At 69.2% G+C, this 15,437-nt stretch carries 14 protein-coding genes; 4 read left to right on the top strand and 10 right to left on the bottom strand.

Annotated features, from left to right (window positions below; genetic code table 11):
- Positions 1-17 precede the first annotated feature (17 nt).
- Genes Q0833_RS08555 through Q0833_RS08540 form a run of 4 tightly spaced genes read left to right on the top strand, consistent with a single transcriptional unit; the run spans position 18 to position 1,800 of the window.
- Positions 18-851 (top strand): NmrA family transcriptional regulator, encoded by an 834-nt coding sequence (locus tag Q0833_RS08555; protein ID WP_298432575.1) that lies wholly within the window; start codon positions 18-20, stop codon positions 849-851.
- Between the two features lie 52 nt (positions 852-903).
- The gene (locus Q0833_RS08550; RefSeq protein WP_298432572.1) at positions 904-1,299 is read left to right on the top strand and encodes a DUF4345 domain-containing protein; all 396 of its coding nucleotides are present in this window, start codon (positions 904-906) and stop codon (positions 1,297-1,299) included.
- A gap of 22 nt (positions 1,300-1,321) precedes the next feature.
- The gene (locus Q0833_RS08545) at positions 1,322-1,639 is read left to right on the top strand and encodes a hypothetical protein (protein WP_298432569.1); all 318 of its coding nucleotides are present in this window, start codon (positions 1,322-1,324) and stop codon (positions 1,637-1,639) included.
- Positions 1,630-1,800, top strand: coding sequence for a DUF1772 domain-containing protein (locus Q0833_RS08540; RefSeq protein ID WP_298432567.1), 171 nt, complete (start codon positions 1,630-1,632; stop codon positions 1,798-1,800). The genes Q0833_RS08545 and Q0833_RS08540 overlap by 10 nt, the downstream gene beginning before the upstream one ends.
- Before the next feature lie 46 nt (positions 1,801-1,846).
- On the opposite strand, the gene Q0833_RS08535 is transcribed toward Q0833_RS08540, so the two are convergent.
- From Q0833_RS08535 to Q0833_RS08490, 10 genes are all read right to left on the bottom strand, one after another.
- Complete coding sequence (locus Q0833_RS08535; RefSeq protein ID WP_298432563.1) at positions 1,847-5,308, bottom strand: chemotaxis protein CheB; 3,462 nt, start codon at positions 5,306-5,308, stop codon at positions 1,847-1,849.
- 188 nt (positions 5,309-5,496) lie between these two features.
- Positions 5,497-6,369, bottom strand: a complete 873-nt coding sequence (locus Q0833_RS08530; protein WP_298432560.1) for a zinc ABC transporter substrate-binding protein — start codon at positions 6,367-6,369, stop codon at positions 5,497-5,499.
- A complete protein-coding gene (locus tag Q0833_RS08525; RefSeq protein WP_298432557.1) occupies positions 6,366-6,707 on the bottom strand; it encodes a hypothetical protein in 342 nt (113 codons plus the stop codon). Before Q0833_RS08525 ends, Q0833_RS08530 begins: the two co-directional genes overlap by 4 nt.
- Positions 6,704-7,462 carry a DUF4198 domain-containing protein gene (locus Q0833_RS08520; protein ID WP_298432554.1) on the bottom strand — a complete coding sequence of 253 codons (759 nt, stop codon included), beginning with the start codon at positions 7,460-7,462 and terminating at the stop codon, positions 6,704-6,706. Before Q0833_RS08520 ends, Q0833_RS08525 begins: the two co-directional genes overlap by 4 nt.
- Before the next feature lie 10 nt (positions 7,463-7,472).
- Positions 7,473-8,630, bottom strand: coding sequence for an ABC transporter permease (locus Q0833_RS08515; RefSeq protein ID WP_298432551.1), 1,158 nt, complete (start codon positions 8,628-8,630; stop codon positions 7,473-7,475).
- Complete coding sequence (locus tag Q0833_RS08510; RefSeq protein WP_298432547.1) at positions 8,627-9,286, bottom strand: ABC transporter ATP-binding protein; 660 nt, start codon at positions 9,284-9,286, stop codon at positions 8,627-8,629. The genes Q0833_RS08515 and Q0833_RS08510 overlap by 4 nt, the downstream gene beginning before the upstream one ends.
- Positions 9,283-9,918, bottom strand: coding sequence for a hypothetical protein (locus Q0833_RS08505; RefSeq protein ID WP_298432544.1), 636 nt, complete (start codon positions 9,916-9,918; stop codon positions 9,283-9,285). Before Q0833_RS08505 ends, Q0833_RS08510 begins: the two co-directional genes overlap by 4 nt.
- Before the next feature lie 100 nt (positions 9,919-10,018).
- Positions 10,019-12,445 carry an FAD-dependent oxidoreductase gene (locus Q0833_RS08500; protein WP_298432541.1) on the bottom strand — a complete coding sequence of 809 codons (2,427 nt, stop codon included), beginning with the start codon at positions 12,443-12,445 and terminating at the stop codon, positions 10,019-10,021.
- Positions 12,442-14,820 (bottom strand): FAD-dependent oxidoreductase, encoded by a 2,379-nt coding sequence (locus Q0833_RS08495; protein WP_298432538.1) that lies wholly within the window; start codon positions 14,818-14,820, stop codon positions 12,442-12,444. Before Q0833_RS08495 ends, Q0833_RS08500 begins: the two co-directional genes overlap by 4 nt.
- Positions 14,817-15,365 (bottom strand): helix-turn-helix domain-containing protein, encoded by a 549-nt coding sequence (locus tag Q0833_RS08490; RefSeq protein ID WP_298432535.1) that lies wholly within the window; start codon positions 15,363-15,365, stop codon positions 14,817-14,819. The genes Q0833_RS08495 and Q0833_RS08490 overlap by 4 nt, the downstream gene beginning before the upstream one ends.
- Positions 15,366-15,437 lie beyond the last annotated feature (72 nt).

The following is a 15,437-nucleotide window of genomic DNA, read 5'->3' as shown; positions in this document are numbered from 1 at the left end:
TTGGACAGGAGACTACCATGACCGATCCCCGACCCACCCTGATCATCGGCGCCACCGGCAAGACCGGCCGTCGTATCGCCGAACGCCTCGAGACCGCGGGCGTGTCCGTGCGCCGTGGCGCGCGCAGCAGCGAGACCCCGTTCGACTGGGAGGATCGCGCGACCTGGGCGCCGGCCCTCGACGGCGCGCGCGCGGCCTATATCAGCTATTTCCCGGATCTCGCCTTTCCCGGCGCCGTGGAGGCCGTGGGCGCGCTGGCGGAAACGGCGCGGGGGGCGGGTGTCGAGCGCCTCGTCCTTCTCTCGGGGCGCGGTGAGCATCATGCCCGGATGGGCGAAGAGGCCGTGCTCGCGGCGGGCGTGCCGACGACGCGCCTGCGCTGTGCGTGGTTCGCGCAGAACTTCTCCGAAGGGTATCTGCGCGATCCGATCCTTTCGGGCGTGCTGCCGATGCCCGGCGGAGACGTGGTCGAGCCGATCCTCGACGTCGAGGACATCGCCGAGGTGGCCGCGAAAGCGCTGAGATATGATGGCACCGACAGTCGCTTCTACGAGCTGACCGGCCCGCGCTGCATGAGCTTCGCGGACATGGCCGACACGCTCACGCGCGCCACGGGTCGGCCGATCCGCCACGTCCCCATCACCTTCGAAGACTTCCACGAGGGGCTGGCCCAAGGCGCGGGCGCCTACGTGGCCGACGTGTTCACGGCCATCGCGCGCGAGACGCTGGACGGGCGCAACGCGCAGGTCAGCGACGGCGTGCAGCGCGCGCTGGGGCGACCCGCCACCGACTTCGCCGATTACGCGGCCCGTGCCGCGCGCGCCGGCGCTTGGTCGCCCGTCGCCGCCTGACCCCAACGGCGCGGGCGTCCGGTCCGCGCCGACGCAACCACGGAGAAATGACATGACCCTGTTTCAGACCCTCGCCCTCGGGACCGCCGGCATCGTCGCCACTGCGATCGGTGCGGCGCTGACGATGGCGCCCGCGGCCTTTCTCGCGGGCTCCGGCATCGTCGTCGGCCCGGATCCCGCCCTCCTGAGCGAGCTTCGCGCGCCCGGTGCGGGCCTCGCCGTGCTGGGCCTCGTGATGCTTTCGGGCCTGCGGGATGCCGCGATGCGGCCCACCGCGCTTGTCGCGGCCGCCATCGTCTATGTCGGCTATCCGCTCGGGCGGCTGGTCGGCATCGCCATCGACGGGCTGCCACCGGCCGAGATCCTCGCCGCCCTGACCGCCGAGATTGCCATCGCGCTCTGGTTAGCCCTGGCCTTCCTGCCTCGCCGCACGCGCCGCGTGGCCTGACCCCGATCCAAGGAGATTTGACATGGAGCCCTGGCTTCTCACCCTGACGCAGTTCGCGATCCTGGCCTATGCCGCGCTCGGCGTCGTGTTCCTCGCCTTTTCGGATTTCATCATGCGCGCCCTCGCGCGAACCTCGGGCGGTGCGGAGGCGATGCAATCGATCAACCGCGAGGTCTTCCGCATCGCCTTCATGGCGCTGTTTCTCGGGATGGCGCCTCTGTCGCTCGTCCTTCTCATCGGCGGCTGGGTCGCGGCGGCGGACCCGCTGCGCCTCATGGCGGCGGCGGCGGGATCTTCGGCGGCTGTTTCGCGGTCACCGTGGCGGGCAACGTGCCGCTGAACGAACGGCTGGCCGGGATGGACATGTCCGGGCCAGACGCGCGGGACTGGTGGGCGACCGTCTACGGGCCCCGCTGGACCCGCCTCAACACCGTCCGCACGGTCGCGTGCCTCGCTGCCGCGTGGCTTCTTCTCGGCGCGCTCGCCCAGACCGGCCAGTGAGGGGGCGCCGCACCTCGCGCGGCGCGCGCCGGGATCTTGCCGCTGGTCAGTCGGGATCCGTGAGCGGGAAGGACAGTGTGCGTTGCACGCCACTCGGCTTCCATGTGTCGACCAGCCGGCCGTCGAGCTGGCGCGCGGAGCCCTCGATCAGTCTAGAGCCGAAGCCATTCCGGGCTTCGGCCGGCTTCTCCACCGTCGGACCGCCGGTTTCGTTCCAGCTCAGCACGATTTCGCTGTGATCATCTGAAAGCGGCTGGACGGACCATTCGATCGTGACGCCGCCGCCCGGGGCCGACAGGGCGCCGTATTTCGAGGCGTTCGTCGCCCATTCGAAAAGGATCAGCCCGAGCGGCGTGACGACCTGTGTCGAGACATCGACCATGGGCCCCTCAATCAGGATCGCATGGGAGTTCCGAAACGGCGAAAGGATTGCTTCCACGAGCTTGTCGAGCGCGATGGTTCGTGAATTCTGACGCTGTTGGGTAACGTCATGCGCGGCGGCCAGCGCGCTGATCTGGTCGCGAACGCGCGTGACGATGCGGTCGGGATCGTCGGTGTCGCGACGCGCGAGGCTGACCATCGACGAGATGACGGCGAAGAGGTTCTTCACCCGGTGGTTCATCTCTCGCAGGAGGAGCTCGTGCGCTTCGATGGCCTCTTTCGGCTCGGTGATGTCGAAATTGACGCCGAACATCTTGCGCACGCCGGTCGCCTCGACGACCCGGCCCGCGCCCTGAAGCCAGATGGTCTTGCCATCGGGCTTGGGCACGCGGAACGAGTTCCGCCAGGGCGCGCCGCTCTCGCTGGCCTCGGATAGGGTTCGGGCCACCTCGTCGCGGTCGTCTTCGTGGATGGCGTCGATGAAATCCGACAGCACCGGCTCGCCCGTCGGCGGCATGTCAAAGAACGCGCGGATGGTGGCGTCTACAGTCGTCTTGCCGCTCTCGGTTTCGAAATTCCACACGCCCATCCCGGCCGCCGAGATCGCGACCCGGAGCCGTTCGGACTGGGTCTCGAGCGCCTGCTTGGTCTCTTCGAGGTTCGAGACGTCCGAGAAGGTCAGCGTCGCGCCCTCGATCGCGTCCGTGGTCGTGCGGTAGGGGCGGATCTTCATCGAATAGGTCTTGGTGCCGTCGTTTCGGACCACCAAACGTTGCACGGGACGTCCCGTCTCCATAACCGCGCGGCAATCCTCGAAGATGCGGTCGTCATCCACGAAGAGCCGGACTTCGGTCAGGTTGCGGCCCCGGTCGCCGGCGTTGAGGGGGAAGATCTCGGTGATGCTGGCGGTGAAGTTGCGGACCTGCAGCGCCTCGTCGACCACGACGAGCGCGAAATCGGTGGATTCGAGGAAATGCCGCATATCCGCATTCAGGATGGCGAGCTGGTCGGCCTTCGACTTGATCTCCTCGTTGACGGTCGAGAGCTCCTCGTTCGAAGATTGCAGCTCCTCGTTCATCGACATCATCTCTTCGTTGGAGCTCTTGAGCTCCTCGTTCGCAGTCTCGAGATCCTCGACCGTCGCGCGCAGCCGGAAGCGCGTCAGCCGCAGCTCCTCCTCTAGATCATGGACGACATCGACCGGCTCGGGCGCGTCGACCACGTCCTCGGCGATCTCCTGACGGAAGGCATCGGCTTCTGGGAGGACGACGAGGACGGTGCCGTCGGGCATCGGATCGACGACGATGTCGACGGTCTGGACGCCGAATTCCGAGCGGATCTCGACGCTTTGGCGCGCCTGCCGTTTCTGGGTCTCGGTCGCGCGCCGCAGAAGCGGCGAGAGCGCGTCGCGCAGCTCGCGGCGGGCGAGCGTGAGAAGATGGCGCGTGGGCTCGCCCGACGGAAAGTCGAGATACTTGGTCAGCTTGCCCCGGCTGGTCACGATATCCCCGTGGCGGTCGATGATGATATGTGCCGGAGCGTAGGCCGACAGGAGCTTCTCGCTGGCCGCGTTGGCGACCACCGGCTCCTGCGCGTGGCTCGGGCGCCGGGCCCGGCGCTGAGAGGTCCCGTCGCCGGGATAGCCGGTGCTGATGGGGAAGTTTCGGGGATAGGCGCGCTTGCCCGGCCGACGGCTGTAGATGCGCGCCTTCTGATCGACCGCCTCGAAGAGGTCGTCGAAGGACCCGATGCTCTCGGAGGAGCCGAGGAGCAGGTAGCCGTCGGGCTTGAGGGCGTAGTGAAAGAGGGGGATCACGGCCTTCTGGATCTCGTCCCCGAGATAGATCAGCAGGTTGCGGCAGGACACGAAGTCGAGCTTCGAGAAGGGCGGGTCCTTGATCAGGCTGTGGGTCGAGAAATGGACCATGTCGCGGATCGCGGAAGTGATCTCGAAATGCCCCTCGCTGCCGTAGACGTAGCCGTCGCGGATGCTCGACGGGATGTGCTTGAGACCGCTCAGCGAATAGCGCCCATCGCGGGCCTGGGCGAGCATCTGCTCGTCGATATCGGTGGCGAAGATCTGGACGTCGCAGACCTTGTCCTGCGCCTTGATCTCCTCGGCGAAGAGGATGGCGATCGTATAGGCTTCCTCGCCGCTCGAGCAGCCGGGCACCCAGACGCGGATGGTGCGCGAGGCCTCGGCGCGCCGCACGGTGTCGGCGATCGCCACCTCGCGGACCTTCTCGAAGATGTCCGGGTCGCGAAAGAAGTTGGTGACGTTGATCAGAAGGTCGCGGAACAGCGCCTCGCATTCCTGCTCGTCGGCCTCGATCCGCTTGAGGTAGTTCGACGCCTCCTGGATCTCGAGGACATGCATCCGCCGCTCGATCCGGCGCATGATCGTCGAAGGCTTGTAGCCCGTGAAGTCATGCCCGACCGTCTTTTGCAGGGCGCGGCAGATCTCCTGGACGTGGTCGCTGACGAAGGAGGACAGCTCGGCGGCCTTCTCGGTCTCCTCCTTGTTCTCGAAGAAGGCGGCGAGGCGCGGGCACAGCTCCTCGACGGGCAGGATGAAATCCACCAGCCCCGTGCCGATGGCCGACATGGGCATCCCGTCGAACCGCGCCGTGCTGGGCTTCTGGACGGCGCAGATCCCGCCCCGCTCCTTGATGGCGCGCAGGCCCGCCGATCCGTCCGAGCCGGTGCCCGAGAGGATGATGCAGGCCGCGTTCGGTCCCTGGTCGCGGGCGAGCGAATGGAAGAAGTCGTCGATCGGACGTCGGACGCCGCGCGGCTCGTCGAAGGGGCTGAGCGTCAGAACGCCATCGTCGATCGTCAGCGAGGCCCCCGGCGGGATCACGTAGGCGCGGCCCGCCTGCACCCGCTCGCCGCCCTCGATCTGCCGGACCTCGAGCCCGGTATGCCGGTCCATCAACTCGGCCATCATGCTGACATGGGTCGGGTCGAGATGCTGGACGATCACGAAGGCCTGGTCGCTGGCCGCGCCGACCGAGGCGAACATGTCGCGGATCGCCTCCAGCCCGCCCGCCGAGGCGCCGATGCCGATGATCGGGCATTCATGCGTGTTGGTCTGTTCGAGTTCGATGGGATCTTCGACGATGGTCATGTCACATGAGCTACAACGAAATTTCGATTGGGGCGAGTGGTGTTCGCGTTCGGGGCAGACGAAGATCGGGACATCGTGCGACGGGTCGGAATGTGCGGTAGCTCAAACGCTGAACATGCGTCGGCGGACCACGATCAGTTCCTCGCACGGAGCGCGCCGATGGCCGGGCCGCCAGAGCGCCCGATCGCTCAACCGAGGGAATTCAACGCGGCGGCCAGCTCGGCCAGCCCGTCGCGGAATGCCGAGAGGAAATCGCCCTCGGCCGGAGGGGTCGCGAGCGGCGGGATGACCGCCTGCGCGAGGCCGAGGGCCGCGACGGCCGCGCGGGCCGCTTCGGGCGGTTCGGCCTCCCAGATGAAGATGCGCGCGCCGGTCTCGGCCCGCGCGGCCTCCAGGGCGGCCAGTTGCGCCGCGTCCGGCGCGACGCCTGCCGTCCAGTCGAGCGCCGCGATGTCGAGGCCGTAGGCGCGGCCGAGATACTCGTAGCGAGGATGGCTCGCGATCACCGGCACGGGCGCGCCCTCGACAAGCGCGTCGCCGGTCGCGTCGAGCGCATCCAGATCGGCCAGCAGGGCGTCGAGATTGGCCGCGACCGGTGCATCGGGCAGGGCGCGCCCCATCGCGGCGGCCAGCGCCTCGGCCTGCCGCGCCGCGAGGTCGAGGTCGAGCCAGGTATGGGTCGCCACGCCCTCGTGGCTGTGGCTGCCCTCCTGCCCGTGGCTGTGCGTGATGGTGTCGGTGGCAATCAGGTCGTCCGCCACGCCGCGCCCGGTGTCGACGGTGCGGGACCGGGGCAGCGCCGCGCGCGTCGTCCAGTCCGACAGGCCCGAGCCGTTCAAAACGATCAGGTCGGCGGCCTGGATGGCCACGATCTCGGACAGACCGGGCCGCCAGGAGGACGGATCGCGCCCTTCGGGGACGGCCAGCCGCACCTCGGCCGCATCGCCTGCCAGCGCGCCGGCGAAGAACGCCACGGGATAGCTGTCGGCGACAATGACGGGACGATCCTGCGCGAATGCAGGCCCGCTCAGGACGGCCAGCGCGGCGAGGGCCCGGATCACGACCCTTCGCCCCCCGAGGTGATGTCGGCGGGCGTCAGCAGCCAGTACCCCTCGTGATCGTCGCCGGTTCGCACGTTGATGGCGAGACCGTCCTCATAGGGCAGACCGGCGAGCGGGAACTGCATCGTTCCGTCCGCGCCCAGTGGGTAGGTCGCGACGGTCTGGCCGTCGGCATCCTCGATGCGCACCTCCCCGGAGACCGGAATGCGCCCGGTCGAGAACCGAGCCTCGACCGTCACGGTGTCCTCTTCGACAGACGCGAAGACGTTCACGCGGTGGGCAAGTGCCGGCCCCGCCAGGGCCAGCAGGAATACGAACGTGAGAGCGCCGCGGATCACCGGGACATCCATTCCTCGAAGCGGACCCAGATCACGGCGCCCAGTTCGACCGCCTTGTCCTCGCCTTCGAAGGCCATGGTCTCGGGCGCGGTGTTGAGCGCGGCAAAGCCCCACCAGCCGCTGGCCGGGGCGGCATAGGTGAAAACGCCGTTGCCATCGGCCTTGACGGTCTGGGTGATCATCAGGTCCGAGGGGACGCCGGCGCTCTGGCCCTCGTTGTAGAATTCGACCTCGACCTCGGCATAGGGCACGGGCGACCCTTCCAGATGGACGATCCCCTGGAAAACGTTGCCCGCCCAGAGGCCGAACGGCTTGGTCAGCGGCACGATCTCGGTGCGCAGCCCGAGTTCGGCATCCCAGCCTTCGTCATCGCCATAGGCCGAGACGTAGGTCTTGGTGAAATGCTGGATGAACGCGTCCTCCGCGGGCTCCCAATAGGGGACGGGCGTCATGGCGAAGACATGGGTGCCCGGGCGCGCCAGCTCGTGGGTCAGGGTATATCCCGGCTCGTCCATGACCGTGGCCTCCGAGAGATCGCCCAGCAGGTCGGTCGTCGTGCCGTCATGGGTCACGGTGAAGGCCTCGGGCCGCTCCAGCACCATGCCGTCCTCCTCGAACGGATGCGAGAAGGAGAGCGTCAGGTCGATCGCGCGCCCGTCCTCCTGCGACAGCATCGGATCGGACGGGATGATCATGCCGTAATGCGCGGCAGCGGGAGCGGCGGCGAGACAGGTGACGAGGGCGAGGCGGAACATGCGATCTCCTTCAGGAACCAAGGGCGATGAGGCGTGCGGCGATGGTAGGCGCAAATGATTGCAGTGCAATGACAAGTGGCAGCGCCAGCAAGACGGCGCCCAGCAGGATCAGCCCCACCTCGGCCAGCGCCAGCCGCGCGATCATGCCGCGCCCGGCGCCCAAGGCAAAGGCCGTGCGCATCTCGGGGGCGCGCAGCCGCCACGACAGGAACAGCGCCAGCCCCAGCGCCAGTGCCGCGGCGGCCCCGACGACGACCGTGACCGCGTCCACCAGCGACGCGATGCGCAGCAGTCGAGCGACCAGCGCGTCGATCACGTCCGAGGGCACGACCGCCTGCACCGGGCCGTCCGCGTCGAGATAGCGGCCCCGGAGGATCGTGGCCGCGCGCGCGTCATGGGGCGCGACCATGACGCCGGTGACCGGATAGTCCGCCGGATTTCCGTGGAAGTGGAAGCTGTCGATATTGGCCTCGGTGATGCGGGCGTATTGCACCACGCGGGCGGCGGCCGCGGCGGCGTCCTCGCCCTCGGCGATGATGTCGTCATGGCCGTGCCCGATGCCGGCGATCACCCAGGCCGTCTTGATGTCCACGAAGACCGCGTCGTCATCCGGCGTGCCGGTGGGCGCGAGGACGCCCACGACCGTCATCTCCAGCGGGTAGGCCCCGTCAAGATCGAAGAGGTTCTCGGGATCCGACAGGATCGTGCCGTCCACGCCTGTCCCGAGGCGCGCGGCCGTGGCCGAGCCCAGCACGGCCTCGCCCAGAAGGGCGAAGGGGCGGCCCTCGGCCAGATCGAGCGCGCGCAGGTCGAAATAATCGAGCGTCGTGCCGACGATGCGCGCCCCGTCCGACGTGAATTCGGTGTGCAGGGGCACGGGGATGCCGAGATCCGAGTCCCACACCGCCTCGGCGGTGGCCATCGTCGTCGGCTCCGGCAGGTCGTCGGTGAAATAGGCCCCCGCCATCACGAGGTCCAACCGGCTGCCGCGCGTACCCAGCAGCAGCGGCGTCGCCTCGGCGCGGGCGGTCAGCGCGGCCTCGCCCTGTGCCAGCAGCGCGCGCGTCAGCACGGGCACGGCCAGCACCAGGGCCGCGGCCATGATCAGGACCAGCGTGCGCGCCCAATGGAACCGCAGGTTGGCGGCGGCGAGGTAGACCGCGTTCATGCCGCCGTCCTCAGATCCGCGAAGTCGATCACCCGGTCGAAGCGGGGCAGAAGCTCGTGGTCATGGGTCACGCAAAGAAGGGCCGCGCCGGTCTCGGCGGCCTGCGCGAAGAGAAGGTCCAGTGCCGCGGCCTTGTTGGCGGGGTCGAGGTTGCCCGTCGCCTCGTCGGCCAGGATGACCTTCGGACGCGTCACGAGGGCCCGGGCGATGGCCACGCGCTGCCGCTCGCCCTGGCTCAGCTGCGCGGGGCGGCGGCGGATCTTCTCGCCCAGGCCGAAATCACGCAGCAGCGCGCGGGCGCGCTCGCGAACCTCGCGATCCAGCCGCAAGCCGGCGCCGACGCGGTAGGGGTAGAGGACGTTGCCCTCGGCAGTCAGGTAATCGACCAGCGCGAATTCCTGGAACACGAAACCGATGGAGGCGGCGCGCAGCGCCCGGCGGGCCCGATCCGACAAGGGGCCAACCTCTTGGCCGTTTAGCGTCACCCGGCCCTCGCGCGGCACGGCGATCCCCGAGACGAGGTTCAGAAGCGTCGTCTTCCCAGAGCCCGACGGCCCGACGATCGCGACCCGCTCACCCGCGGCGACGTCGAGTTCGGGCACGTCGAGCGCGAACCCCCCGGAATAGCCGAACCGCAGGTCGCGGACCGAGATCATCCCGGCGGCGCCACGGCGGGCGCATCGTCGGATGCCGGCTGGCCCGCCTCCGAGAGGGTCGTGAGCGTTCCGGCCCCGGTGCGGTCTACCTCGGTCAGGCGGAATTCGGTCAGCCGCCACGCGCCGCCCGCCGGAGCGATCGTCAGTTCGGCGCCATAGGCATTGCCGCGCATATGGGTGTGTTCGGAATGGCCCACCTCACCCAGGACGGCCCAGCGGACATCGGCCGTCATGGCCCCGTCGGCGATGCGCCAGGTGCCGTCGGTCAGGCTCAACTCGTGGACCACTTGGTCAGGCAGCCCCCCGGTCGCCAGCGCCCCGGCCCGTTCGAGATAGAGCGCCTCCAGCGCCTCGTCCGCCGCGACCTCGGCCAGCCCGTCGTAGATCGCGGCCTCGTCGGTCTGTGCGAAGGCGGCATAGACGGCCTCCAGCACGGCGACCGTCACATAGTACCCGTTCCCGCTCAGGCCCTCCGCCGTCACTGGCGTCCCGAGGCCCGGCGCGGGCAGAGGCGCCGACGCCGCCGAGCGTCCCGTCCACGCGGCCAGCCCGGCCGCCAGCGCGAGGCAGACCGCAAGGGCCAGCGCAACCGGGAGCCAGCGTCGCGCCGGGGTGGCATCATCAGACAACATCGCGGCCCGTTCTAGCAGCCTCTGGGGGGGCTACAACGGCCAACGCGCCTGCGCGCCGAAGTGCCGCGTCGGCCGCCCGCCCGCGCAGCATATCCGCGCGTCAGCCTCGCATCCGGTCGCCCTCGGGATCGAAGATCGGTTTCAGCGATGCGGTGGCCGGGACGCGGAGGCCCGCCACCTCGATCTCGTAGGTCGAGGCCAACACCTCGGCCGCCGTCTCGCCGGGGCAGGGAACGTAGCCGAGACCGATCGCCCGGTCGATGCTGTGGCCGTAGGCACCCGACGTCGTATGGCCCACGACCTCGCCGTCCCGCAGGATCGGCTCGGCGTGAAACAGAAGCGGCTCGGGATCGTCCAGACGGAATTGCAGCAGGCGCCGCGACGGACCGGTGCCGCGAATCGCGTCCACGGCGTCGGCCCCGACATAGCCCCCGGTCTTGCGGCAGGCGAAGCCCAACCCCGCCTCGATCACGTGATCGGCGGGCGTGATGTCGTGCCCCATATGCCGGAAGCCCTTCTCCAGCCGGAGCGAGTCCATCGCGTGCAGCCCCGCAAGCGTCAGCCCGTGATCGCGCCCGGCTTCGAGGATCGTTTCGAAGGCATGGACGGCCATGTCCGCCGAGACATAAACCTCCCAGCCAAGCTCGCCGACATAGGACAGGCGGTGCAGCCGGGCGAGGCCGAAGCCGAGCTCGACCTCGCGGGCGGTGCCGAAGGGATGGGCCGCGTCGTCCATGTCCTCGGCCACCACGGCGGCCAGAAGGTCACGCGCCCGCGGACCCATGACGGCCATCACGGCCTCGCCCGCGGTCACGTCGGTGATCGTCACCTCCATTCCCGCCGAGAGGCGCCGCAGCCGCGACTCGTCGCGCAGGCGCGTGGCGGCGGGGGTGACCATGAGGAACCGGTCCTCGGCCAGCCGGGTCACGGTCACGTCCGCCTCGATCCCGCCGCGGGTATTGAGCATCTGGGTATAGACGACGCGCCCCGGCGGCACGTCGAGATCCGCCCCGCAGGCCTGCGCCATGAGGCGAGCGGCATCGCGCCCCTCGATCCGCAGCTTGCCGAAGGACGACATGTCATAGAGCCCGACGCCCGCGCGGAGCGCGAGATGTTCGGCGCGCTGCGCCTGCCACCATGTCTGCCGCCCCCAGCCGTACTCATACGAAGCGCCCTCGGGGCCGAACCAGTTGGCCCGCTCCCACCCCGCAAGCTCGCCCATCACCGCGCCTCGGTCGAGAAGCTCGCGGTGGAGCGGGGAGCGGCGGACGCCTCGCGCCGTGGCCTTCTGCCGCGCGGGCCAGTGATCGGCATAGAGAAGCCCGAGGCTTTCGGACGCGCGGGCCCGCAGATACCGCCGGTTCGACTGGAACGGTTCCATCCGCGCGATGTCGACATCCATCAGGTCGAACGGCATGTCGCCATCCTCCATCCATTGCGACAGCGCCAGACCCGCGCCGCCCGCCGACTGGATGCCGATGGAGTTGAAGCCCGCGGCGACCCAGACGTTGTCTGTGCCGGGGCAGGGGCCGAGGTGGTAGGCATCGTCGGGCGTGAAACTCTCGGGGCCGTTGAAGAAGGTGTGGATGCCCGCCTCTGCCAGCATCGGCATACGGGCGATGGCCCGTTCGAGGATGGGCTCGAAATGGTCGATATCCTCTGGGAGCTGGTCGAACTCGAACGCGGGCGGGATCGGCCCCCACGGCTTGGCCACCGGCTCGAAGGCGCCCACGAGCATCTTGCCCGCATCCTCCTTGTAGTAGGCGCATTCGTCGGGCACCCGCAGCACGGGCAGGGTGCCGAGACCCTCGATCGCCTCGGTCACGACGTAGAAATGCTCGCAGGCCTGAAGCGGGACCGGCGCGCCCAGCATCGCGCCCACGTCGCGGCCCCACATGCCCGCGCAATTGACGACGTGATCGCAGGCGATGACGCCCGTCTCGGCACCGCGCCGCCATTCGACATGCGTGACACGGCCTCCCGTGCGGCGGACGCTCGTGACCTCCGTCTGCTCGGCGATGATGGCTCCCCCCTGCCGCGCGCCCTTGGCGAGGGCCAAGGCGATGCCCGTCGGATCGCCTTGCCCGTCCTTTGGCAGCCGGACGCCCGAACGGATGCCCTCCATGGCAAGATGGGGATAGGCCGCGGCGATCTCGGCCGGTCCGATATCCTCGACCTCGACGCCGAAGGCGCGCGCCATACCGGCCTGCCGCGCGATCTCCTCGCGGCGGTCATCGGTCAGTGCGACGGTGATCGACCCGCAGCGGCGGAAGCCGGTCGCAAGGCCGGTCTCGGCTTCGAGCGTGCCATAGAGCTCCTGGCTGTAGCGCGACAGCCGGGTCATCGCGGGTGTCGCGCGGAGCTGTGCGATCAGGCCCGCCGCGTGCCAGGTCGTGCCCGAGGTCAAGCGCTTGCGCTCCAGAAGGATCGGGTTCCAGCCCAGCTTGGCCAGGTGGTAGGCCACCGAACAGCCGATGACGCCACCTCCGATGACGACCGCGCGGGCCGAGGCGGGCAGGGCGTTCATGCCCGGATCCGCGCGAAATCGGCGTCCCAGGCGGGGCCGTCCAGCACGCGCGCGGCCACGCGCTCTCCAAAGATGTCCAGCGACAGCGCCGTTCCGGGGACGGCCTGCGCCACCGGCACCATCGCCAGCGCGAGGGGCATGCCCGCGCGGTGACCGAAGGCTGCCGAGGTGACCTCGCCTAGGATCTCCTCGCCCGAAAGGACGTTGGTCATATAGAGCGGCTCGCGCTCGCCCTCATGCGCCAGAAGGACGAGGCGGCGCGCGGGCGTGCTCGGATCGGTCATGAACCGTTCGAGCCCCAACTCCTCGAGGGTGTAGTCGGTCGAGATGTCGCCCTTCCACGACAGCCAGCCCTTCTCGATGCGCATCGAATCAAGGGCGATCATGCCGAACGGCCGCGCGCCCGCGCCTGTGACGGCATCCCAGATGGCGGGCATGTGTTCGGGCCGGGCATGGACCTCCCATCCGAGCTCGCCCGCGAAGGACACCCGCGCCAGCATGGTGGGACGCCCCGCGACCTCGGCGCGCTGGTGCGAGAGCCAGGGCAGGGCGAGATCGGCATCGGTCCCGGTGGCCGTGAGGACGGCACGAGCTTCTGGGCCAGTGACGAGAAGGGTCGAGACTGCCTCGGTCCGATCGGTCAGGTTCAGGCCATCGGGCAGGCCGTCCCGAAGGACGTCCCGGTCATGCCACTGCGCCGCGGCGGCGGTAATCAGGGTGAAGGCGTCCGCGTCGCGGCGGATCACCGACATCTCGGTCAGGCAACGCCCGCGCGCATCGGCGAAATAGGCCAGACCCATCCGTCCCGTCTTGGGCAGTCGCCCGGCGATACGGCCCGCCAACCACTCCGCGGCGCCATCGCCTTCAAGGTCGAAACGCGTGAAGCCGCAGATGTCGATCACGCCCGCCCTGTCCCGCACGGCCGCGACCTCCTCGGCCACGGCACCCCACCACGGCCCCTCGCGATCGAAGGTCTCGGTTGCCGCTTCGCTGGTGTCGTCGCCCGGTCGCGCATACCAGAGCGCCCGCTCCCATCCGCCGAACGCCCCCATCTGGCCGCCCGCCGCGATGATCCGGTCATGGACCGGCGAGAGGCGTTTGTCGCGCCCCTCGGGCCAGGCGTGGAACGGGTGATGCAGCGCGTATTCGTGGCGATACACCTGCAACCCCATCGCATCCGCCGCGTCCTGATCGGCCCAGCCGGTGAAGCGGCGCGGATCCATCGCCCAGGCATCCCATTCGGGCGCGCCCTCGACGATCCAGTCGGTCAGAAGCTTGCCCGCACCACCCGCCTGCGCGATGCCGAAGGTGAAGACGCAGGCCTCGAAGGCGTTCGGCACGCCCGGCATGGGGCCGATCAGTGGCAACCCGTCGGGTGCGTAGGGGATCGGGCCGTTGATGACCTTTCCGATGCCGGCCGTCGCCAGAAGCGGCACGCGCGCCATCGCGTCTTCGATATAGGGCTCAAGCCGATCGAGATCGTCGGGGAAGAGCTGGAACGAGAAGTCCTCGGGCATGGAGCCATCGGTCCAGTAGGGCTGGCCGCCGCGCTCGTAGGGGCCGAGGTTCAGCCCGGTCTTTTCCTGCCTGAGGTAGTACGAGACGTCCGGGTCGCGCAAAAGCGGCAGCTTGCGGCCATGTGTTCGCGTCCAGTCGGCGATCTCGGGGAATTCCTCGGTCAGCAGGTATTGATGCTGGAGCACGGTCATCGGCACGCGCCGCCCGCCATGGGGTACGAACCACTCACCGATGCGTTGCGCATAGTAGCCGCCCGCGTTGACGACATAGGCACAGCGGATGTCGCCCTTGTCGGTATGGACGATCCATTCGTCCCGGTCGCGACTGACGCCCGTCGCGGGGCGGAACCGGTGGATCGTCGCACCGTGCTGGCGTGCCCCCGCCGCGAGCGCCTGCGTCAGCGAGGCGGGGTCGGCATCGCCGTCATGGGCGTCCCAGAACCCGCCGGCGAGGTCGTGGGTCTCGAGGAAGGGATAGGCGTCCCGTATGTCGTCGACGGACATCACCTCGGTCGGCATCCCGAGCTTCCGGCCCCAGGCGGCGACATGCTCGAATTCGCGCATCCGGTCGGCGCTGTGGGCCAGCCGCACGGAGCCTGTGACGTTGTAGGTGAAAGGTGTGCCGGTCGCCGCCTCCAGCCCGCGATAGAGCGCCATCGAATAGCGCTGGAGCTTTGTCATCCCAAGCGAGGTCGAGAAGGTCGGACAATTGCCCGCCGCGTGCCAGGTGGACCCGGCCGTCAGCTCGTTCTTCTCAAGAAGCGTGCAGTCGGTCCAGCCCGCCAGCGCCAAATGGTAGAGGCAGGACACGCCGACCGCGCCTCCGCCGATGATGACGACGCGGGCGGTCTCGGTCATGCGGTGCTTCCTTGGGTGTAGATGGCGGGGCTGATGATCCAGATCGCCACGGCGGCCTCGGGATTCGGGTTGCTCCAGCGGAAGGGCTGACCGCGCAGACGGATGGTGTCCCCGGCATCAAGATCGTGGCGCGACGATCCCAGCCAGACCGTCAGTCGCCCCGACAGGAGATGCGCGATTTCGGTGGTATGCCGGGAGACGCGCCCCTCGCTTCGGGCGCCGGGCCGGAAGGTGGAATGGATCACCTCGAACCCGTCGGTCAGGTCCGGCGACAGCAGCGTTTCGGTCAGGCCGGGCACGCGCTCGCCGATCGGCCGGCGCCGGTCGGCGCGGACAACCTCGCCGGCCGCGCGGTCGGTCAGCATCGAGAGCGGGGCATCCAGCGTTTCGGCGATCCGCGCGAGGGTGGCGTCGTCGGGCGTCGAAAGATCGCGCTCGACCTGGCTCATCCATCCGACGGACCGGTCCAGCCGGTCCGCCAGTGCCGCGAGGGTCAGGCCCCGAGACTGTCGCAACGCCCGCAGATCGGCACCCAAGGCTGACATGACACCCGCTCCGTGAAATTATCGCGCCATATTTCACGACATGCCTCGATCGCGCAAGTCGCGCGTGCGGGG

Source organism: uncultured Jannaschia sp., assembly GCF_947503795.1.
Lineage (GTDB): Bacteria > Pseudomonadota > Alphaproteobacteria > Rhodobacterales > Rhodobacteraceae > Jannaschia.
Note: the sequence above shows the minus strand (reverse complement) of the source record. Positions and strands in the feature narration are given on the sequence as shown.